The sequence below is a fragment of the Methylobacterium brachythecii genome, assembly GCF_014196345.1.
Classification (GTDB): Bacteria; Pseudomonadota; Alphaproteobacteria; order Rhizobiales; family Beijerinckiaceae; genus Methylobacterium; species Methylobacterium brachythecii.
In genome coordinates this window covers 643,343-660,340 of sequence record NZ_JACIDN010000001.1, presented here as the reverse complement: position 1 = coordinate 660,340, position 16,998 = coordinate 643,343, and the positions used below count along the sequence as shown (strand labels likewise).

At 67.3% G+C, this 16,998-nt stretch carries 12 protein-coding genes; 7 read left to right on the top strand and 5 right to left on the bottom strand.

The genetic code is table 11. The features are described from left to right. Positions 1 to 53 precede the first annotated feature (53 nt). A complete protein-coding gene (locus GGR33_RS03195) occupies positions 54 to 245 on the bottom strand; it encodes a hypothetical protein (RefSeq protein WP_183501909.1) in 192 nt (63 codons plus the stop codon). Between the two features lie 361 nt (positions 246 to 606). Between GGR33_RS03195 and GGR33_RS03190 the strand changes: the two genes are divergently transcribed. Further along, positions 607 to 2,187 carry an ankyrin repeat domain-containing protein gene (locus GGR33_RS03190; RefSeq protein ID WP_183501908.1) on the top strand — a complete coding sequence of 527 codons (1,581 nt, stop codon included), beginning with the start codon at positions 607 to 609 and terminating at the stop codon, positions 2,185 to 2,187. On the opposite strand, the gene GGR33_RS03185 is transcribed toward GGR33_RS03190, so the two are convergent. From GGR33_RS03185 to GGR33_RS03170, 4 genes are all read right to left on the bottom strand, one after another. Further along, a complete protein-coding gene (locus tag GGR33_RS03185) occupies positions 2,154 to 5,315 on the bottom strand; it encodes an efflux RND transporter permease subunit (RefSeq protein WP_183501907.1) in 3,162 nt (1,053 codons plus the stop codon). The genes GGR33_RS03190 and GGR33_RS03185 overlap by 34 nt on opposite strands. A 13-nt stretch (positions 5,316 to 5,328) precedes the next feature. Continuing rightward, entirely contained in the window at positions 5,329 to 6,276 is a 948-nt protein-coding gene (locus tag GGR33_RS03180; protein WP_183501906.1) for an efflux RND transporter periplasmic adaptor subunit, read from the bottom strand. Between the two features lie 80 nt (positions 6,277 to 6,356). Further along, complete coding sequence (locus tag GGR33_RS03175; RefSeq protein WP_183501905.1) at positions 6,357 to 6,998, bottom strand: OmpA family protein; 642 nt, start codon at positions 6,996 to 6,998, stop codon at positions 6,357 to 6,359. 219 nt (positions 6,999 to 7,217) lie between these two features. Beyond that, a complete protein-coding gene (locus tag GGR33_RS03170) occupies positions 7,218 to 8,936 on the bottom strand; it encodes a caspase family protein (RefSeq protein ID WP_183501904.1) in 1,719 nt (572 codons plus the stop codon). 246 nt (positions 8,937 to 9,182) lie between these two features. Between GGR33_RS03170 and ahcY the strand changes: the two genes are divergently transcribed. The 6 genes from ahcY (at position 9,183) to GGR33_RS03140 (ending at position 16,997) form a co-directional block, all read left to right on the top strand. Continuing rightward, entirely contained in the window at positions 9,183 to 10,589 is a 1,407-nt protein-coding gene (gene ahcY / locus GGR33_RS03165; RefSeq protein WP_183501903.1) for an adenosylhomocysteinase, read from the top strand. A gap of 368 nt (positions 10,590 to 10,957) precedes the next feature. Beyond that, positions 10,958 to 13,471 carry a sensor histidine kinase gene (locus GGR33_RS03160; RefSeq protein ID WP_183501902.1) on the top strand — a complete coding sequence of 838 codons (2,514 nt, stop codon included), beginning with the start codon at positions 10,958 to 10,960 and terminating at the stop codon, positions 13,469 to 13,471. A gap of 116 nt (positions 13,472 to 13,587) precedes the next feature. After that, positions 13,588 to 15,216 carry a tRNA (adenosine(37)-N6)-threonylcarbamoyltransferase complex ATPase subunit type 1 TsaE gene (gene tsaE, locus GGR33_RS03155; RefSeq protein ID WP_183501901.1) on the top strand — a complete coding sequence of 543 codons (1,629 nt, stop codon included), beginning with the start codon at positions 13,588 to 13,590 and terminating at the stop codon, positions 15,214 to 15,216. Positions 15,217 to 15,245: 29 nt separating this feature from the next. Continuing rightward, a complete protein-coding gene (locus GGR33_RS03150; RefSeq protein ID WP_183501900.1) occupies positions 15,246 to 15,680 on the top strand; it encodes a hypothetical protein in 435 nt (144 codons plus the stop codon). Between the two features lie 51 nt (positions 15,681 to 15,731). Continuing rightward, complete coding sequence (locus GGR33_RS03145; protein WP_183501899.1) at positions 15,732 to 16,157, top strand: VOC family protein; 426 nt, start codon at positions 15,732 to 15,734, stop codon at positions 16,155 to 16,157. 93 nt (positions 16,158 to 16,250) lie between these two features. Next, positions 16,251 to 16,997, top strand: coding sequence for a nucleotidyltransferase family protein (locus GGR33_RS03140; protein ID WP_183501898.1), 747 nt, complete (start codon positions 16,251 to 16,253; stop codon positions 16,995 to 16,997). Position 16,998 lies beyond the last annotated feature (1 nt).

The following is a 16,998-nucleotide window of genomic DNA, read 5'->3' as shown; positions in this document are numbered from 1 at the left end:
GGCCTGGACGGCCTACCGCAGTGACCCCCGGCACCGCAGCAAGTCCTTGATCGTCAGCTCGAAAAAGAGCCGAAACCTTCGAACGTATTCGTCGGAGGAGTGTCCGAACTGTCTTCGAGGTCGGAGGATGCCTGCTCGATGACGATGAGCGGGGCGTCAGGACGAACGATGGTGTCGGGTCGGGTCTGCTCAGAGACAGAAGCGAGAGGCGCAGAAGAGCGGTCGAGCTGCGTGTCTGAAGTCATCCAATGTCCTTCGGTCACCGGCCGGTAACGGCCAAGCTCGGGTTAGGACCATGTGTACGCGATTGCAAATCCGTCCCGCGTCTCCACGGCGCCATCGTCCGCGAGTGTGAAGCGCTGACTGTGCCGACGCCTGTCGATCCGGTGCACGCCGGTCGAGGCCTCGGAGCCGCAGGTGCAGGCCATCGCCTGAAATCCGGTTCACCTTGCCCCGCGAGCACGGCACTCGTAATCTGCCGTTGGCGTACCGAGACGCCTCCGGACCCGCGGGAAAGGTTCAACCTGCTCGGACGATCGCTGCGTCGACGCTCTGCCCCTGTGCAGCCGGATTGCGGGTCTTCGGCCTCATGCACATGGAGGCACCGTGAAGACCCTTCCTGCATCCCCCGACCTGTCTCACTTGAAGAAGCAGGCGAAAGCCCTGCTGCGAGACGCCCTGGCGGGCGAGTCAACGGCCGTTCAGCGCTTCATCGAGACGCTGCCCGCTCTCCAAAACCGGCAGATCGCGGCCCTCGCCGAAGACGCGCTCAAGCTGCATGACGCGCAATCCGTCGTGGCTCGCGAATACGGCTTCGCCTCATGGAGCGAGCTGAAGCGGCTCGTCGAATGGAAGCGCAGCGCCGCGGCCAAGCGCATCGAGACCTGGCTGAGCTGGGTCTTCGAGGGCAATTCCAGCGCCCGAGGATCGGCGATCCGGATGCTTCGCGAGGGACCTGCGCTTTTCGCCGACGATCCCTGGCTAGCCTGCGTGACCGGCGACACGCCTCGCATCCGGCAAGCCCTCTCCGCCGACGCGGACTGGGTCCACCGTCCCGGCGGTCCCTCGGGCATGACGCCGCTCATCGCCGTCACCCATTCCCGTCTCATCCTCGAACAGCCCTTCGTGGCGGGCCTCCTCGCGAGCGCCGAACTGTTGCTGCGCGCCGGAGCCGACCCCAACGCTACATGGATCGACACTCGCTTTCCCGACTCGCCGCTTCCCGCGCTCTACGGAGCCGCCGGCCGAACGCACCATCCAGCCATGACGCGGCTGCTGCTGGATGCCGGAGCAAAAACGGATGACGGCGAGTCGCTCTACCATTCGGTAGAAAGCCGCGACCTCGCCTGCACCCGGCTCCTGCTCGATGCCGGCGCGCGCGTGATCCGCACCAACGCCATCGGCCGCGTGCTCGACTTCGATCGACTCGACGGGCTGCTGCTTCTCCTCTCGCATGGCGGTGATGCGAGCGAGCGGCCCTGGATTCACCATGCCATCCTGCGTGGCCGCTCGCTGAACCATGTCCGCGCCCTGCTCGACCACGGGGCCGATCCGCGCGCCGAGGACGACAACGGCGTCAGCCTGTTCCGCTGGGCACTCCTGCATGGACGCGAGGACGTGGTCGGCCTGCTGCGCGAGAGAGGGGTCGACGAGGCGCTGAGCGAAGAGGACGCATTCGTCGTGGCCTGCACGCGGGCCGACGAGGCCGGGGCGCGCACGATCCTGGCCCGCGTACCGGATGTTGTCGCGCGGCTCGGCTCAGTGCAGCTCCAGGTGATGCCGCAACTGGCCGACATCGGAGACACCGAGGCAGTGCGCACCATGCTCAGTCTCGGCTGGCCGACCGAGGTGAAGACGGCCTGGGACACCACCGCCCTGAACCTCGTCATCTTCCGCGGCGATGCGGAGATGGCACAGCTGCTCCTCAGTCACGGTGCCGACTGGCGCACGCGGCACGGTTTCGGTGATATTTCGCTCGGGACCCTGTCTTTCGCGTCGCGCTTCGGCGAGATCGACGACACGGCACCCGGCGATTATGTCGGCTGCGCCGAGGCACTCGTCGCGGCTGGTGTCCCGTTCTGCGAATTCGAGCGCTACGGCTTCTCGGAAGACGTCATGGCATTTCTCGACGAATGCCTGTCGGCAACCGGCCCTCAGCGCAAAGGAGAGGCAGTGCCGGCGCTCTGAGGCATCGCGCCATGGGGCAGCGGGTTCGTGGCATTGGCCGACGCCTCGCCCGAATCCGCCTGCGTCTTGCGGCCACCGAACCGGGAGCTGATCCGCCGGAACACCGTTTCCGATCCACCGGACAGCTTCATCATCACCACGAAGACCGCGGGGACGAAGACCAGCGACAGCAGCGTCGACAGGATCAGGCCGCCGATCACGGCGATCGCCATGGGCGAACGGAACTCGCCGCCGATGCCGAAGGCAAGCGCCGAGGGCAGCATTCCGGCGACCATGGCGATGGTGGTCATCACGATGGGCCGGGCGCGCTTTTGGCCGGCATCGATGATCGCGGCGTCCCGCGGCATGCCGTGGCGGATCGACTCCACCGCGAAATCGACCAGCATGATCGCGTTCTTGGTCACGATGCCCATCAGCATCAGGATGCCGATGGACACCGGCGTCGTGAGCTGCTTGCCGGTAACCATCAGCGCGATCACCGCGCCGCCGAGCGAAAGCGGCAGCGAGAACAGGATGGTCAGCGGCAGCAGGAACGAGCCGAACAGCAGGACCAGCACCGCGTAGACCATCATCAGACCGGCACTGATCGCCTGGGTGAAGCCCTCCGAGAGTTCGTTGAGGCTTTCGGCATCGCCCGACTGGCTCACCGTGACGCCCTTGGGCAGCGACTTCATCACCGGCAGCGTGTCGATCGACTTCAGCACGTCGCCCAGCGCGGCCATTCCGACGAGGTCGCAGGCCACCGTTGCCTGCCGCTGGCGATCGTAGCGGCCGATATTCGACGGGCCCTGCTGGAAGTCGAGATCGGCGATGGCCGAGAGCGGGATCGAGCCGCCGCCGCCCTTCGGCACCCGCAATTGCTCCAGGATGTGGCGGTTGGCGCGCGCCTTGTCGTCGAGTTGCACCCTGATCGGCACAAGCCGGTCGCCGGCATCGAACTTGGCGAGCGCGGGGCCGACATCGCCGATGGTGGCGACGCGGATCGTCTCGGCGAGGATCGTCGGCGAGACGCCGAGACGCGCGGCGAGGTCGAGGCGCGGACGGATCTGAAGCTCGGGCCTATCGAGGGTAGTGCCCGAGATGACGTTCGCCACGGTCGGCAGGCGGCGCATCTGGCCAGCCAACTCGTTGGCGACGTTGGCGACGATGCGCGGATCCGGGCCGCGTACCACGAGGGAGATCGCGCGCAGGCCGTTCTCGTCGACGAAGTAGAAGCGGATGTCCGGCACCTGCCTCAAGCGCTTGCCGATCTCGCGCTGCAGCTCGACCTGCGTGATCGATCGCTCGGCCTTCGGAGTGTAGTTGATGATCAGCGAGGCGCGCCGGAACTCCACCGGCTCCTTGGGCACGCGGCCGCCATCGACGAAGACGCTGCGCACCTCGGGCAGCCCGCGGATCACCGAGACGACCTGCTCGGTGGTCTTCTCGGTATCGGAGAGTTGCGCGCCCGGCGGCAGCTCCAGCGCCATCACCGAGCGCGCGGTATCCTGAGCCGGCAAGAATCCCTTCGAGAGCAGCCCGACGCTGGCGATCGAGGCCGCGAAGAAGGCGAGGCCGATCAGAACGGTGACGAAGGACCATTCGACCGAGAGCGTCACCAACTTCGTATAGGCGCGCAGCACCGGCCCCGGCGACTTCTCCTCGGCCTGGTGCGGCTTCATCAGGTAGGCGGCGAGCATCGGCGTGACGAAGCGTGCCGCGATCAGCGAAAAGAACACCTGCACCGCGACGGTGATGCCGAACTGCTTGAAGAACTGGCCTGCGATGCCGGACATGAAGCTCGCCGGCGCGAAGATCGCGATGATGGTGAGCGAGATCGCCACGACGGCGAGCCCGATCTCGTCGGCGGCGTCCATGGCGGCCCGGATCGGGTTCTTCCCCATTCGCATGTGCCGGACGATATTCTCGATTTCGACGATGGAATCGTCGACGAGGATGCCGGTCGAGAGCGTGATGGCGAGGAAGCTGATCAGGTTCAGCGAGAAGCCGAGCATGTCCATCGCCCAGAAGGCGGGGAAGATCGACAGCGGCAGAGACACGGCCACGATCACCGTTGCCCGTAGGTCGCGCAGGAACAGGAACACGATGACCACGGCGAGGATGGCGCCCTCGAACAGGGTGTGGATCGCCGCCTCGTAATTGCCGAGCGTGAAATCGACCGAGGTGTCGATCAGGCTCAGGTCGTAATCCGGGTTCTCGGCCTTGATCTCCTTGATGCGCTTGGCGACGGCCTTGGCCACCACGACATCGCTGGCGCCCTGAGCGCGCTTGATGCCGACTGCCACCGTCGGCTCGCCGTTGTGCCGGGCGAAGGTGCGCCGGTCGGCGATGCCGTCAGTGACCATGCCGAGGTCCTGCAGCCTGACCTCGCCGCCGCTCGGCAGCGTGATCATGGTGCCGGCGAGCTCCTCGAGCGTCTTGGCGGAGGCCAGGGTGCGGATCGCCTGGTCGCGGCCGCCGATCTCGGCCCTACCGCCGGTGACGGTGATGTTGGTGCCGTAGAGCCGCCGGCTCACATCCGCCGCCGTCAGGCCGAAGGCTTGGAGCCGGTCTGGATCGAGCGCCACGCCGATCTCGCGTTCGACGCCGCCGATCACCTCGACCTGCGCCACGCCCTTTAGGTCCTGGAGGGAGCGCTTGACGGTGTTCTCCATGAACCAGGAGATCTGCTCCGGGCTCTTGCCCTGGGCGGCAGCGGCGTAGGTGACGATCGGCAGACCGACCACGTCGACGCGCTGAATCAGCGGTTCCTGGACGCTGCGCGGCAGGTTCGCCCGGATGCGCGTCACCGCATCCTTGACGTCGTTCAGCGCCCGGTCGGTGTTGGTCTCCAGGCGGAAGGCGATGGTGGTGATCGAGAGGCCGTCTGTGACTGAGGACGCGATGTGGCGCACGCCTTCGACGCCGGAGACGCCGTCCTCGACGGTCTTGGTGACCTGCGCCTCGATTTCGGCGGGCGCGGCCCCGAATTGCGAGACGACGACGGAGACCAGCGGGATGTCGGCGCTCGGCAGCCGCGTGACCGGCAGCCGCATGAAGCTCGTCCAGCCGAGGATGAGCAGGATGATCGAGAAGACGACCGAAGGCAGGGGCCGCTTGATCGCAAGCGCCGAGATGTTGAGCGACATCAGTGGCCCATGTCTATCGCGATGCTCCGCCGGCGGCGGGGATCACCGCACGCACCTTGTCGCCGGCCCGCAGGTCGTTGCCGGAATTCGCGACAATGGGCTCGCCTTCGCTGAGCCCGTCGCTGATGCGGATGGTGTTCTCGTCGAACAGCCCCGTGCGGACGCTGCGTGTCTCGACCGCCGTCCCGTTCAACACCTGAACCGTCGCCTCGCCGTTGCGGTAGCTCACCGCCGTGCGTGGCACCGACAGGCCGCAATCGCGCGCCGTCTCGAGCACGGCACTCGCGAATTGGCCAGGGCGCAGGGCCGTCGCCGGCTCCACGGAGAGGCGGGCGCGGCCGAGCTGGGTCGCGGGATCGACCTCGCTCGCCGGAACGCGGACTGTGCCGGCAGCCTCGCGGCCGTCCTCCGAGAGGATGCGCGCGGTGAGCCCGGTGCGGATCTTGGTGACGAACAGGCTCGGCACGTCGACCAGCAGATCGATGCCGGCATCGGCCATGATCCGCACCTGCGGCTCCGGCGGCTGGCCCGAGGCCGATGGCGCGGCCGAAGGCAGGCTGGTGACCATGCCGACGCGCACGTTGAGCTTGGTGATGCGGCCGGCGATCGGCGCGCGCAGGCTATAGCTCGGCGGCAGGGCCTGGGCAGGCCGCCCCGCCTCGGCCCCGAGCCGCGTCGCACGCAGGAGTTCCTGCCCGGCGGTGACGGTGTCGCCCTCGCCGACCAGGATTTCGGTAATACGGTAGCCTTCGAGCGGAACACTGGCGCCGCTCTCCTCGCGGGCTAGCGCGAAGCCGCTGATCCGGACCTGCTCTTTCAGGCAAGCAGCGCCCGCGCGTACGCCGACGACGCTGGTGCCCTCGGGCGTGCTCTCGGCCAGCGCGGGCGTCACGAGGCAAGCGAGGATCGACGCAACCCCGAAGACGTCACAGAACCATCGCCCGATGGGATCCTCGCGCATGCCCCCGCTGCTCCGTCTCGACCACTACCGGGCCGTCCATGGGTGTCGTTCGTGCAGCCGGACCCGCCGGCTGCGAGCAGTCAGCGCTCGGCGGTCTTGACCTGGAGCATGTTGACGGCCTGCACGCGGCGGTTCTCGCGCCCGAACGGATCACTCCCGTTCTTGAGATGCGACTTGCCGTAGCCGACGCCGATCAGGGTGTCGGCCGGGATGCGATAGGTTTCGACCAGATAGCGCTTCACGGCGTCGGCACGGCGCTCTGAAAGTTTCTGGTTCGGGTCCTCGCCGCCTTTGGCGTCGGTATGACCGGCAATCATGAAGGTTTGGCCCCTCAGTTCGGGGTTCGACAGCGCCTTGCCGAGCTTGTCTGCGGTGGCCAGCGCATCGCCACGCAGGATGTCGGAGTTGAAATCGAACTCCATCACGAGGTCGATCGCGGGCTTGTCCGCGGCGACGGTATCGAGCTTCACCCGGTCGCCGAGGCTCAAGGAGCGCGTCGACCGCCCGCGCAGGGAGTCGACGAAGGCCTTGTCCGGGCTGACGACCTCGGCCGGGGCCGGGGTCGGCGCACCGAGCGAGAGACCGCGTGTCTTCGGCGGCATCAGCGCCCGCACGATCTGCTGCTCGGTCACCTCCTGCGCGCCGGCCGGTTGTGACAAGACGACCAAGGCAAGGGCACCCAACCCGATCACCCGGCGGACCGCACGTGCTGAGCTCACCATCAGAGCCTCCCATGACAGGGCGAAGGAGTCGACGCCTGCGACATCCTGTGCCTCGGTTGTCTTCACACGGCGCGGCGCGCCGATCAACGACGTGATGACAGGCAACCCACAGATCAGCCGTGCGCCGCGACACGAAACGACAGATCATTCCAGTCTTCGGGCAAGGCCCTGGCCTTGCGGCTGCTGTCCTCCCCAGTCGATTCACCCCTTTTCCCTGGCTCAGCGCAGCCCGTAGCCGGCGAATTCTTCGCCGATGCGGGCATTGAGCTGCAGGGCGCCGGCAAAGTCCTTCTCCGACTGCCCGGTCAGACCGAGCCGGCGCTTGGCGATACCCCGCCCATAGAGCGAGGAGCTGTGCGCTGGGTCGATCCGCAGAGCCGCATCGTAATCGGCCACGGCGGCGCGGAAACGGCTGGCCTTGAGGTTCACGAAGCCGCGGCTATCGAGGGCGTCGACGTAGTTCGGGCGCAGCTTCAGGGCCTGATCGCAATCGGCCCGCGCACGATCCAGCGCGCCGCTCACGGCCTGCATCCAACAGCGGTTGTTGTAGGCGTCGGGATTGCTGGGGTTCATCCGGATCGACTGGTCGAAATCGGCGATCGCCGGCACCGTGTCCCCGCGCTGGGCATGGAACTGGCCGCGCTCGTAATAGGCCTGCTCATCGGCCGGATTCTTCTTGATGGCCGCGTCGAGCGCCGCTTTCCGCGCGCTCTCGGCAGGCGTGTAGGTCGGCGGCTGGGCCGGCTGCGGCAGCGCGGCGGCGTCGAGTTTGGCGATCTCGGCACGCGCCTGCGCGGCCAGGGACCCATCGGGATGCCGGTCCAGAAAGTCCTGATACGACTCCCGCGAGCCGATGGCCTTCGCATCCTCGAATTCGCGCAATGTCGTCGCCTCGCTCGCAGCCGGCGCGGCCGGCTCCTTCGTAGCCGTCTGCACCGGCTGCGACGGCTTGGTGTCGGCCGGCGGAGTGGATTTCGGCTCGATCGCGGCGGAGGGATCCGCAGCCGCCGGGGATAGCGGGGGATCGCTCGGGTCGGGTGGGAGTTCGAGCTTCGCCACCGGCGCTTCCGGTTCAGGCTTCGGCTCGACGGCGACAGGCTTGTTGGAGGGCGGGGGCGGCGCCTTGTTCTCGACTGCAGCCGGCGGCGGCTTCGAGACGGCCGGCCTCACCCAATTCTGGTCGAAAGAGAACGGATCTTCGAGACCCGAGACCAGGGCGGGAATCTGCTGGCCCTTGCTCGCCTTGGACAGGGCATCGCGCGTCGCGCCGAAGGCCTGCTCGGCACTGATCCCCGACAGGGCGATCTGTTTCACGAGTTCCGTCGCGAACAGGCCGCGGTTGGCGGTCGTCTCGTTGACGACGCTTCCGGCAGCGGCCGAATACAGCACCAGCGAGCCCGGCTGCGCCGCGGCCGGCGCTAGCCCGGTCGAGAAGCTTCGATAACGGCGCTCGAATGGGTTACGGCGCGAGGCATCGAGCACCAGCACCCGACTGCTTGCGCCGCGCTTGGCCGCATCGGCCATCAGGGCATCGACTCCGATCGCCTCCTCCAGGACGTTCGGCTCGCTCCAGATCTTCGCGTCGATCGGGATCAGGTAGTTCTTCCGAGCAACCTGGATCGCGAAGCCGCTGTAGAAGATCAGTGCCGTGGAGCCCGGCTCGATCCGGCGCATGAAGCCGTCGATCGCGCTCTGGAAGCGGTCCTTGGTGAGGTTGGTCACGACCTCGACCGCGAAGCCGCGGCGGCTCAGTTCCTCGGACAGGGCCGCAGCATCGTTCTTCGGCGTCGGCAGCTCGGCGTCGCTGTCGGGATAATCCGCGTTGGCGATCAGCAAAGCAACGCGGCCGGAGGCGGCCTGCGCGGGAGCCGGATGACCGGAGACGGCGAGCGCCGTGAGCCACAGCAGCGAGACCGCAAGGGCAGAAAGAATACGCATCCAGTCCTCGTCAGACTCGGCGATGCGGTGATAGCGGCCGGTGCGAGACCTCGGCAAGAGTGCTTGGCCCTTTCGATGATCGAGCGCGGCGGCGATCCGTCGAGGTCGCGGAAACCGCCCTCCAGTTCCTCGGGAGCCGTAGCCAGCTTCGAACTTATATAAAGACATCTTTATGTCTTGATTGATTCCTATCGAGCGGCCTGCTAGGGACGGCCGAACGCCGGCACAGCAAGAGGATTTGGACACATGGCTGCCGCCACCGATTACATCGTCAAGGACATCGCGCTGGCCGATTACGGCCGCAAGGAGATCTCGATCGCCGAGACCGAGATGCCGGGCCTCATGGCCACCCGTGAGGAATACGGCGCATCGCAGCCGCTCAAGGGCGCCAAGATCGCCGGCTCGCTGCACATGACGATCCAGACCGCAGTGCTCATCGAGACGCTGAAGGTTCTCGGCGCCGACATCCGCTGGGTCTCGTGCAACATCTACTCGACCCAGGACCACGCCGCAGCCGCCATCGCCGCCGCCGGCATCCCGGTCTTCGCCGTGAAGGGCGAGACCCTGGAAGACTACTGGAACTACACCGCCCGCCTGTTCGACTGGCATGACGGCGGTACGCCGAACATGATCCTCGACGACGGCGGCGACGCCACGATGTTCGTGCATCTCGGCCTGCGCGCCGAGAACGGCGACACCGCCTTCCTGGACAAGCCGGAGAGCGAAGAGGAGGAGGTGTTCTTCGCCCTCCTCAAGAAGAAGCTCGCCGAAAAGCCGAAGGGCTGGTTCGCCGGCCTCGCCGACGCGATCAAGGGCGTCTCCGAGGAGACCACTACCGGCGTTCATCGCCTCTACAACCTCGCCAAGGAGGGCAAGCTGCTCTTCCCGGCGATCAACGTGAACGACTCGGTCACCAAGTCGAAGTTCGACAACCTCTACGGCTGCAAGGAGTCGCTGGTCGACGGTATCCGCCGCGGCACCGACGTGATGATGGCCGGCAAGGTCGCGATGGTCGCGGGCTTCGGCGACGTGGGCAAGGGCTCGTCCGCCTCGCTCCGCAACGCCGGCTGCCGCGTGCTCGTCTCGGAGATCGATCCGATCTGCGCTCTCCAGGCCGCCATGGAAGGCTACGAGGTCGTGACGATGGAAGAGGCCGCCCCGCGCGCCGACATCTTCGTCACCGCCACCGGCAACAAGGACATCATCACGATCGAACACATGCGGGCCATGAAGGACCGTGCGATCGTCTGCAACATCGGCCATTTCGACAACGAGATTCAGGTCGCCGGCCTGAAGAACCTCACCTGGAACAACATCAAGCCGCAGGTCGACGAGATCACCTTCGCCGACGGCCACCGCATCATCCTGCTGTCGGAAGGCCGCCTGGTGAACCTCGGCAACGCTACCGGCCACCCGTCCTTCGTGATGTCGGCCTCCTTCACCAATCAGACGCTCGCCCAGATCGAACTCTGGACCAACCCGGGCAAGTACGAGAAGCAGGTCTACACTCTGCCGAAGGCGCTCGACGAAAAGGTCGCCAAACTCCACCTTGAGAAGATCGGCGTGAAGCTTTCGAAGCTTCGGCCTGATCAGGCCGCCTATATCGGCGTCGGCGAGAACGGCCCGTTCAAGCCCGAGCACTACCGTTACTGATCTTACCCCTTCGGCTTCAATCCGCCGAAGACTTGATGACGACTGGAAAGCCCGGCCTTGCGCCGGGCTTTTCCTGTTTCGTTCTCAGTCCAAAAACGATCCATCAACGTGAGCCGAAGTCAAGATCGGTTTTTCTGACTGTGTCTTTTCTGCGCCCACCGCCGCCGGCGTGAGTCACGCGCCGAATTCCCCCTTCCGGCGCGATTCGGCACCGAGATATGGTGAACCGATTCTCGGGTGAGAGTGCTTCGCGTTCGGCCGATGTCGGGAGCGGAATCGGCAGCGATTGCCAGCCGGGATGCTCGTTGGAGCGCTCCGGCTGCACCCCGTCGGCGGTCCGCGGGCGGGTCTTGGAGACGGTGGGGGTCATGGGGCTTGAACGGGCGGCGCGCAGCCTGACGCGCGCCGGCGCTCTGTGCGTGGTCTTTGCCTCGGCGCCGCACACGGCGACCGCGCAGGACTCCGTGGCGCCGGCGGGTCCGCTGATGCACGCCTTTCCGGCGCATAGTGGCAGCGTCCTCGTCGTTCTCGTCGGACTGACCGCCTTCGCGACCATCTTGTCTCTGCTCTACCTGCGCGAGCGCGCCGGCTGGAACCGCCGCGAACTGGCCCTCCAGAGTGCTCTCGTCGCTCTCCAGGGCGCCGACGACCGGGCCGAGTTGCTGCTCAATGCCGACAGCCAGATAATCATCGCCTGGGCAGGACGCGGCGAACCGACCATCGAGGGCGATCCGAGCTTTGCGCTCGACGGCACGCATCTCGGTGCCGTGGTGCAGGCCCATTCCGCGAGCCGGCGCATCTTCGCCTTCAGCACCTGGCTTCTCCAAGCCGACGCGACCGCGCTGGAGGCCGCGATCGAATCCCTGTGCCGGCGCGGCACCGGCTTCCGCCGTACCCTGCGCACGCAATCGGGCCGTTTCGTCGAGGCGCATGGTCAGGCGGTGAGCGGCCGGGCACTCCTGCGCCTGCGCGAGACCACCGGCGAACACCGGGCGCTGATCGAGGCCCGGGCCAGCGTCGATGCTGCCGCGGACGAGATCCTCGCCCTACACGGCCTGCTCGACGCGATTCCGCAACCGGTCTGGCACCGTAACCGGGCCGGCGCGCTGTCCTTCGTCAACACCGCCTATGTCTCGGCCGTCGAGGGTGGCAGCCGCGACGCGGTGCTCCAGGCCGGCACCGAACTCCTCGACCGCGGTGCGCGCGAGCGGGTCGCGCGCGAGGAGACCGGGCTCGGCGGCGCGACCCAAGCCCTGCGCCTGTCCGCCGTCGTCGCGGGCGCACGACGCATCCTCGATGTCAGCGAGAGCACGGCCGAGGGCAGCCGGGTCGGCATCGCCGTCGACGTCACGGACCTCGAGAGCGTGAAAGCCGACCACCAGCGCCAGATGGCGGCCCATGTCCGCACCCTCGACCAGCTCCCGACGGCAGTGGCGATGTTCGATCAGGGCCAGCGCCTGATCTTCCACAACGCCGCTTATCAGAAGCTCTGGGACCTCGATCCCGCCTTCCTCGACAGCCGCCCCCTCGACGGCGAGATTCTCGACCGGCTGCGGGTGATGCGCAAACTTCCGGAGCAGGCCGATTTCCGGAGCTGGAAGGCCGAGGTGCTCGCCGCCTATCGCGCCGTCGAGGCGACGGACGGACCATGGTACTTGCCCGACGGCCGCACGCTGAACGTGATCGCCGACCCCAACCCGCAGGGCGGTCTGACCTACCTGTTCCAGGACGTCTCAGAGAACCTGATGCTTGAATCCCGCTACTCGGCGGCGATGAAGGAGCAGGCCGAGACTCTCGACACCCTCAAGGAACCGGTCGCCCTGTTCGGAGCCGATGGCCGCCTGAGGATCGCCAATCAGGCCTTCCGCACCGTCTGGCGTATCAGCGAGGCTGCGGTGAGCGAGAACCCGCGGATCGACGCGGTAATCGCGGCCTGTCGCACGCTGTCGCCAGACCCGGCGCCCTGGATGGACATCCGCGGGATCGTCACAGGCCTGAGCGAGACCCGCTCGGGCCTGTCCTGTCGCCTGGAGGTGCTCGACGGCTCGGTCCTCGACTGTACCGCCCAGCCGCTGCCCGCCAACGCGACCCTGCTGACCTTCATCGACGTTACCGCGAGCGTGAACGTCGAGCGGGCGCTCACCGAGAAGAACGACGCCCTCGAACGCGCCGCACAGCTACGCGACACCTTCGTCCATCACGTCTCCTACGAGCTGCGCTCGCCGCTCACCAACATCATCGGCTTCACCGAGCTGCTTGGAGACGAGACCGTCGGACCGCTCAACGGCCGCCAGCGCGAATATGCCGACCATATTCGCGGCTCCTCCTCGGCGCTGCTGGCCATCATCAACGACATCCTCGACCTCGCCTCGATCGACGCGCATTCGCTGGCGCTCCAGCGCGAGACCGTCGATGTGCGCTCGACCATCGAGGCGGCGGCGCGGGGCGTCGAGGACCGGCTCAAGGAATCGAACGTCGCCCTCGATCTCGACGTGCCCGGCAACGTCGGCAGCTTCCCCGCCGATGCCAAGCGGGTGCGCCAGATCCTCTTCAACCTGCTCTCGAACGCGGTGGGCTTCTCGCGGCCCGGCCAACGGGTGCAGGTCGAGGCACGACGCACCTCCGACGAGCTGGTGCTCAGGGTGATCGACCACGGCCGCGGCATCCCGCCAGACGTGATCGCGCGGGTCTTCGACCGGTTCGAGAGCCATACGCTGGGCACCAAGCACCGCGGCGTCGGGCTTGGCCTCTCTATCGTGCGCTCCTTCGTCGAGCTGCATGGCGGCCGGGTCGGCATCGAGTCGACCCTCGGGGTCGGCACCAGCGTCACCTGCATCTTCCCGCTGCAGACGCCCGAAGGGAACCGCGAGGCGGCGGAGTAGACAGCGCGAAAGGGGATACATCCGGCTGGGTAGAAACCGGCGCAGATACCCCCAAGGGCTGACGAACCAAGGAAAATTCAGTCTAAGGTTGCCCCAAGACAGATTGACCTTCGCGCATGGCCGATCCACGCGGAGGGCCTGGGGCGGAGGAGAGCGCGGTGAACGAGGATCGGGAGACCATCCAGGGGGTGCAGGGCGCCGAGGCGGAGGCTGCCGCGCTGAAGCCCTGGGAGATCGTGCTGCCCGAAGAGGGCGCCACCGAGGATCTGGGAGCCTTCCTCGCCGGCATGCTCGTACCGGGCGACCTGGTGGCGCTGTCCGGCGGCCTCGGCGGCGGCAAGACTGTGCTCGCCCGCGCCATGATCCGGGAGCTCACAGGCGACTACGATCTCGAAGTCCCGAGCCCGACCTTCACACTGATCCAGCCCTACGAGGCCAAACCCCGCGGCGACCAGCCCGGCGCGGCGATCATCCATGCCGACCTGTATCGGCTGCGCGGCCCCGACGAGCTGGTCGAGCTCGGCTTCGACGAGATCACCGAGGCGGCGATCACGCTGGTCGAGTGGCCGGAGCGGATGGAGCCGCGGGCCACGCCGATCCTCACGGTGGAGCTGTCGCTCCGGCCGGAATTCGGCGAGGGCGCGCGCTTCGTGCGCATCGACGGTCTCAACAGCATGCGCGCTCGGCTCGAACGGGCCCGGGCCATCCGCGCCCTGCTCGGCCGCAGCGGTTGGGACGAGGCCGAGCGCCAGTTCATGCAGGGTGATGCCTCAGCCCGTGCTTACGAGCGGCTGGTGAAGCCGGATGGCTCCAGCGCCGTGCTGATGATCGCCCCGGCTCGTGCCGACGGACCCCCGGTGCGCGGAGGAAAGCCCTACAGCGCCATCGTCAAGCTCGCCGAGAACGTCGACGCCTTCGTCGCCATGGATCGAGGCCTGCGCGCGCTCGGCTTCTCGGCACCGAAGATCTACGCGGAGGATCGCGAGCAGGGCCTGCTGATCATAGAAGACCTCGGCCGCGAGCCGGTGGTCGAGAACGGCGCGCCGCGTCCCGAGCGCTACTCGGAGGCGGTGCGCCTGCTCGCTCGACTTCACGCCACCGAGCTGCCGCCCGTCTTGCCCGTGGCCGACGGCATCGATCACCACCTGCCACCCTACGATCTTGAGGCGTTGCTGTTCGAAGCCGAGCTGATGCCCGAGTGGTACACGGCCCATAAGGGCAGCTCCCTCGACGAGACGGGTCGCCGCGAGTTCCTCGCCCTCTGGACGGATGCGCTGAACGACCTTCTGGCCGAACCGCCCACCTGGACGCTTCGCGACTACCACTCTCCGAACCTGATCTGGCTCCCGGATCGCGATGGCCTGGAGCGGGTCGGCGTGATCGATTTCCAGGACGCAGTGCTCGGCCACCCGGCCTATGACCTCGCCTCGCTGCTCCAGGATGCCCGCGTCGATGCGAGCGCCGATTTCGAGCTGCGCCTGCTCGGCCTCTACATCCGCGAGCGCCGCGCCCGCGACCAGAACTTCGACATGCAGGCCTTCGCCCGCGCCTATGCGGTGCTGGCGGCACAGCGTGCCACGAAGATCCTCGGCATCTTTGCCCGGCTGAACAAGCGTGACGGCAAGCCGGGCTACCTCGCCCACCTGCCGCGGATCGAGAGCTATCTCGCGCGCAACCTCGCCCATCCGGCCCTCGAAAGCCTGAGGGCCTGGCACGCCAGGCACCTGCCGGACCTCGTCGGCTGAGGCGAATGACCCAGGCGAGGCACGCCCGCATGGCACAGAAGATCGGAGCACGTTCGGTGTGGGGTACGCTCAGAGCGATCGCGGTGGTGCTCCCGGTTCTGGCGACGACGGCTGACCCATCGCATGCAGGCGACGGCGATGCGCTGCTCGGCGAGTGGGGGCAGGTCGCTTCAAACGCGGGCGCGTGCCCGACTTGCAGCATCGCGTTCGTTCGCCTCGGTGGCCGCCTGTCCGTGATCGCGAATAACGGCTGGCAGGCCACTTTGGATGGCGCGGGGGGCACCGTCGTCAGCGGGGCCGGACGCTGGCAGGACGTCGGACGCAACTGGGTCAGCAATCGCCCGTTTGCCATCGGCTTCCGACTCGAACGCGACGAACTCCAGATGACCATGACGGTCGATCGGGGCACCGGCCAATCAACCGTCGTGAGGGGAGCGTTCAAGCGGGCTTGGCAGGGCATGTGACCGCCGGTGGCCGCGCGCCTCTGCTTCTCGGCCACAGGAGAGGATCCCACCATGCAGCCACGCCTGACCCTGATCACCCTTGGCACCGACGATCTGTCTCGCGCGATCCGGTTCTACGAGGCGCTCGGCTGGACGCGGTCAGTGAAGGCGGCCGAAGGCGTCGCCTTCTTCCAGCTCGGCGGCCTCGCCCTCTCACTCTACCCGCGTGAAAATCTCGCGCGCGACGCCGGCTTGCCCGTAGAGGGCAGCGGCTTTCGCGGCTTCTCGCTCGCCTACAACACGGCGAGTCGCGAGGAGACCGATGCGGTGCTGGCCAAGGCCGTCGAGGCCGGGGCGACGCTGGTGAAGGCCGGGCACGACGTGTTCTGGGGCGGCTATATCGGCTACTTCGCCGATCCCGACGGCTTCCTCTGGGAGGTCGCCTGGAATCCGGAATTCACCCTGTTGCCCGACGGCAGCATGCGGCTGCCGGACTGACCGACCTCCGGCATCTCCGCTTGACGCGGCAAGCGCCGTGAACAGGATGCCGCGGCACGGCCTGTGCCTGTGCCTTCGAGAGAGCCGGCCGGTATGAGCGACGCCCCCCAACAGCCCGCGATCTCGCGCGCCTTCGTCCTCGCGGCTGGCCTCGGCAAGCGGATGCGTCCGATCACCGCGACGGTGCCCAAGCCTCTCGTCGAGGTCGCCGGCAAGGCGTTGATCGACCACGCCCTCGACCGGGCGGCGGAAGGCGGTATCAGCGAGGCCGTCGTCAACATCCACTGGCTCGCTGACCAGATGGAAGGCCATCTCGGCCACCGCACCGGAGCTCCGTCCATCACCATCTCCGACGAGCGCGACGCACTGCTCGAGACCGGCGGCGGCGTGAAAAAGGCACTGGCGCATTTCGGCAGCGAGCCCTTCGTGATCTTCAATTCCGACTCGTTCTGGCTGGAAGGACCCCGGCCCAACCTGTCCCGTCTCATCGAGACCTGGGATCCGGAGACGATGGACATCCTGCTCCTCGTCGCTCCCACCGCGACGAGCCTCGGTTACGAGGGCGCCGGCGACTTCTTCATGGACCCCGACAGCCGCCTGACCTGGCGCGGCGAGCGCGAGGTGGCGCCTTTCATCTATGCAGGCGTCGCGATCGTGAAGCCCGAGCTCTTCGCGGACACGCCGGAGGGCTCGTTCTCCCTCACCCTGCTCTTCGGCCGCGCCATCGAGCGCGAGCGCTTGTACGGCTTACGCCTCGACGGCCAATGGCTCCATGTCGGCACGCCGGAAGCCATCGCCGCCGCCGAGACGCGTGTGAAGGAGAGCGCCACCGCGCCTTAGG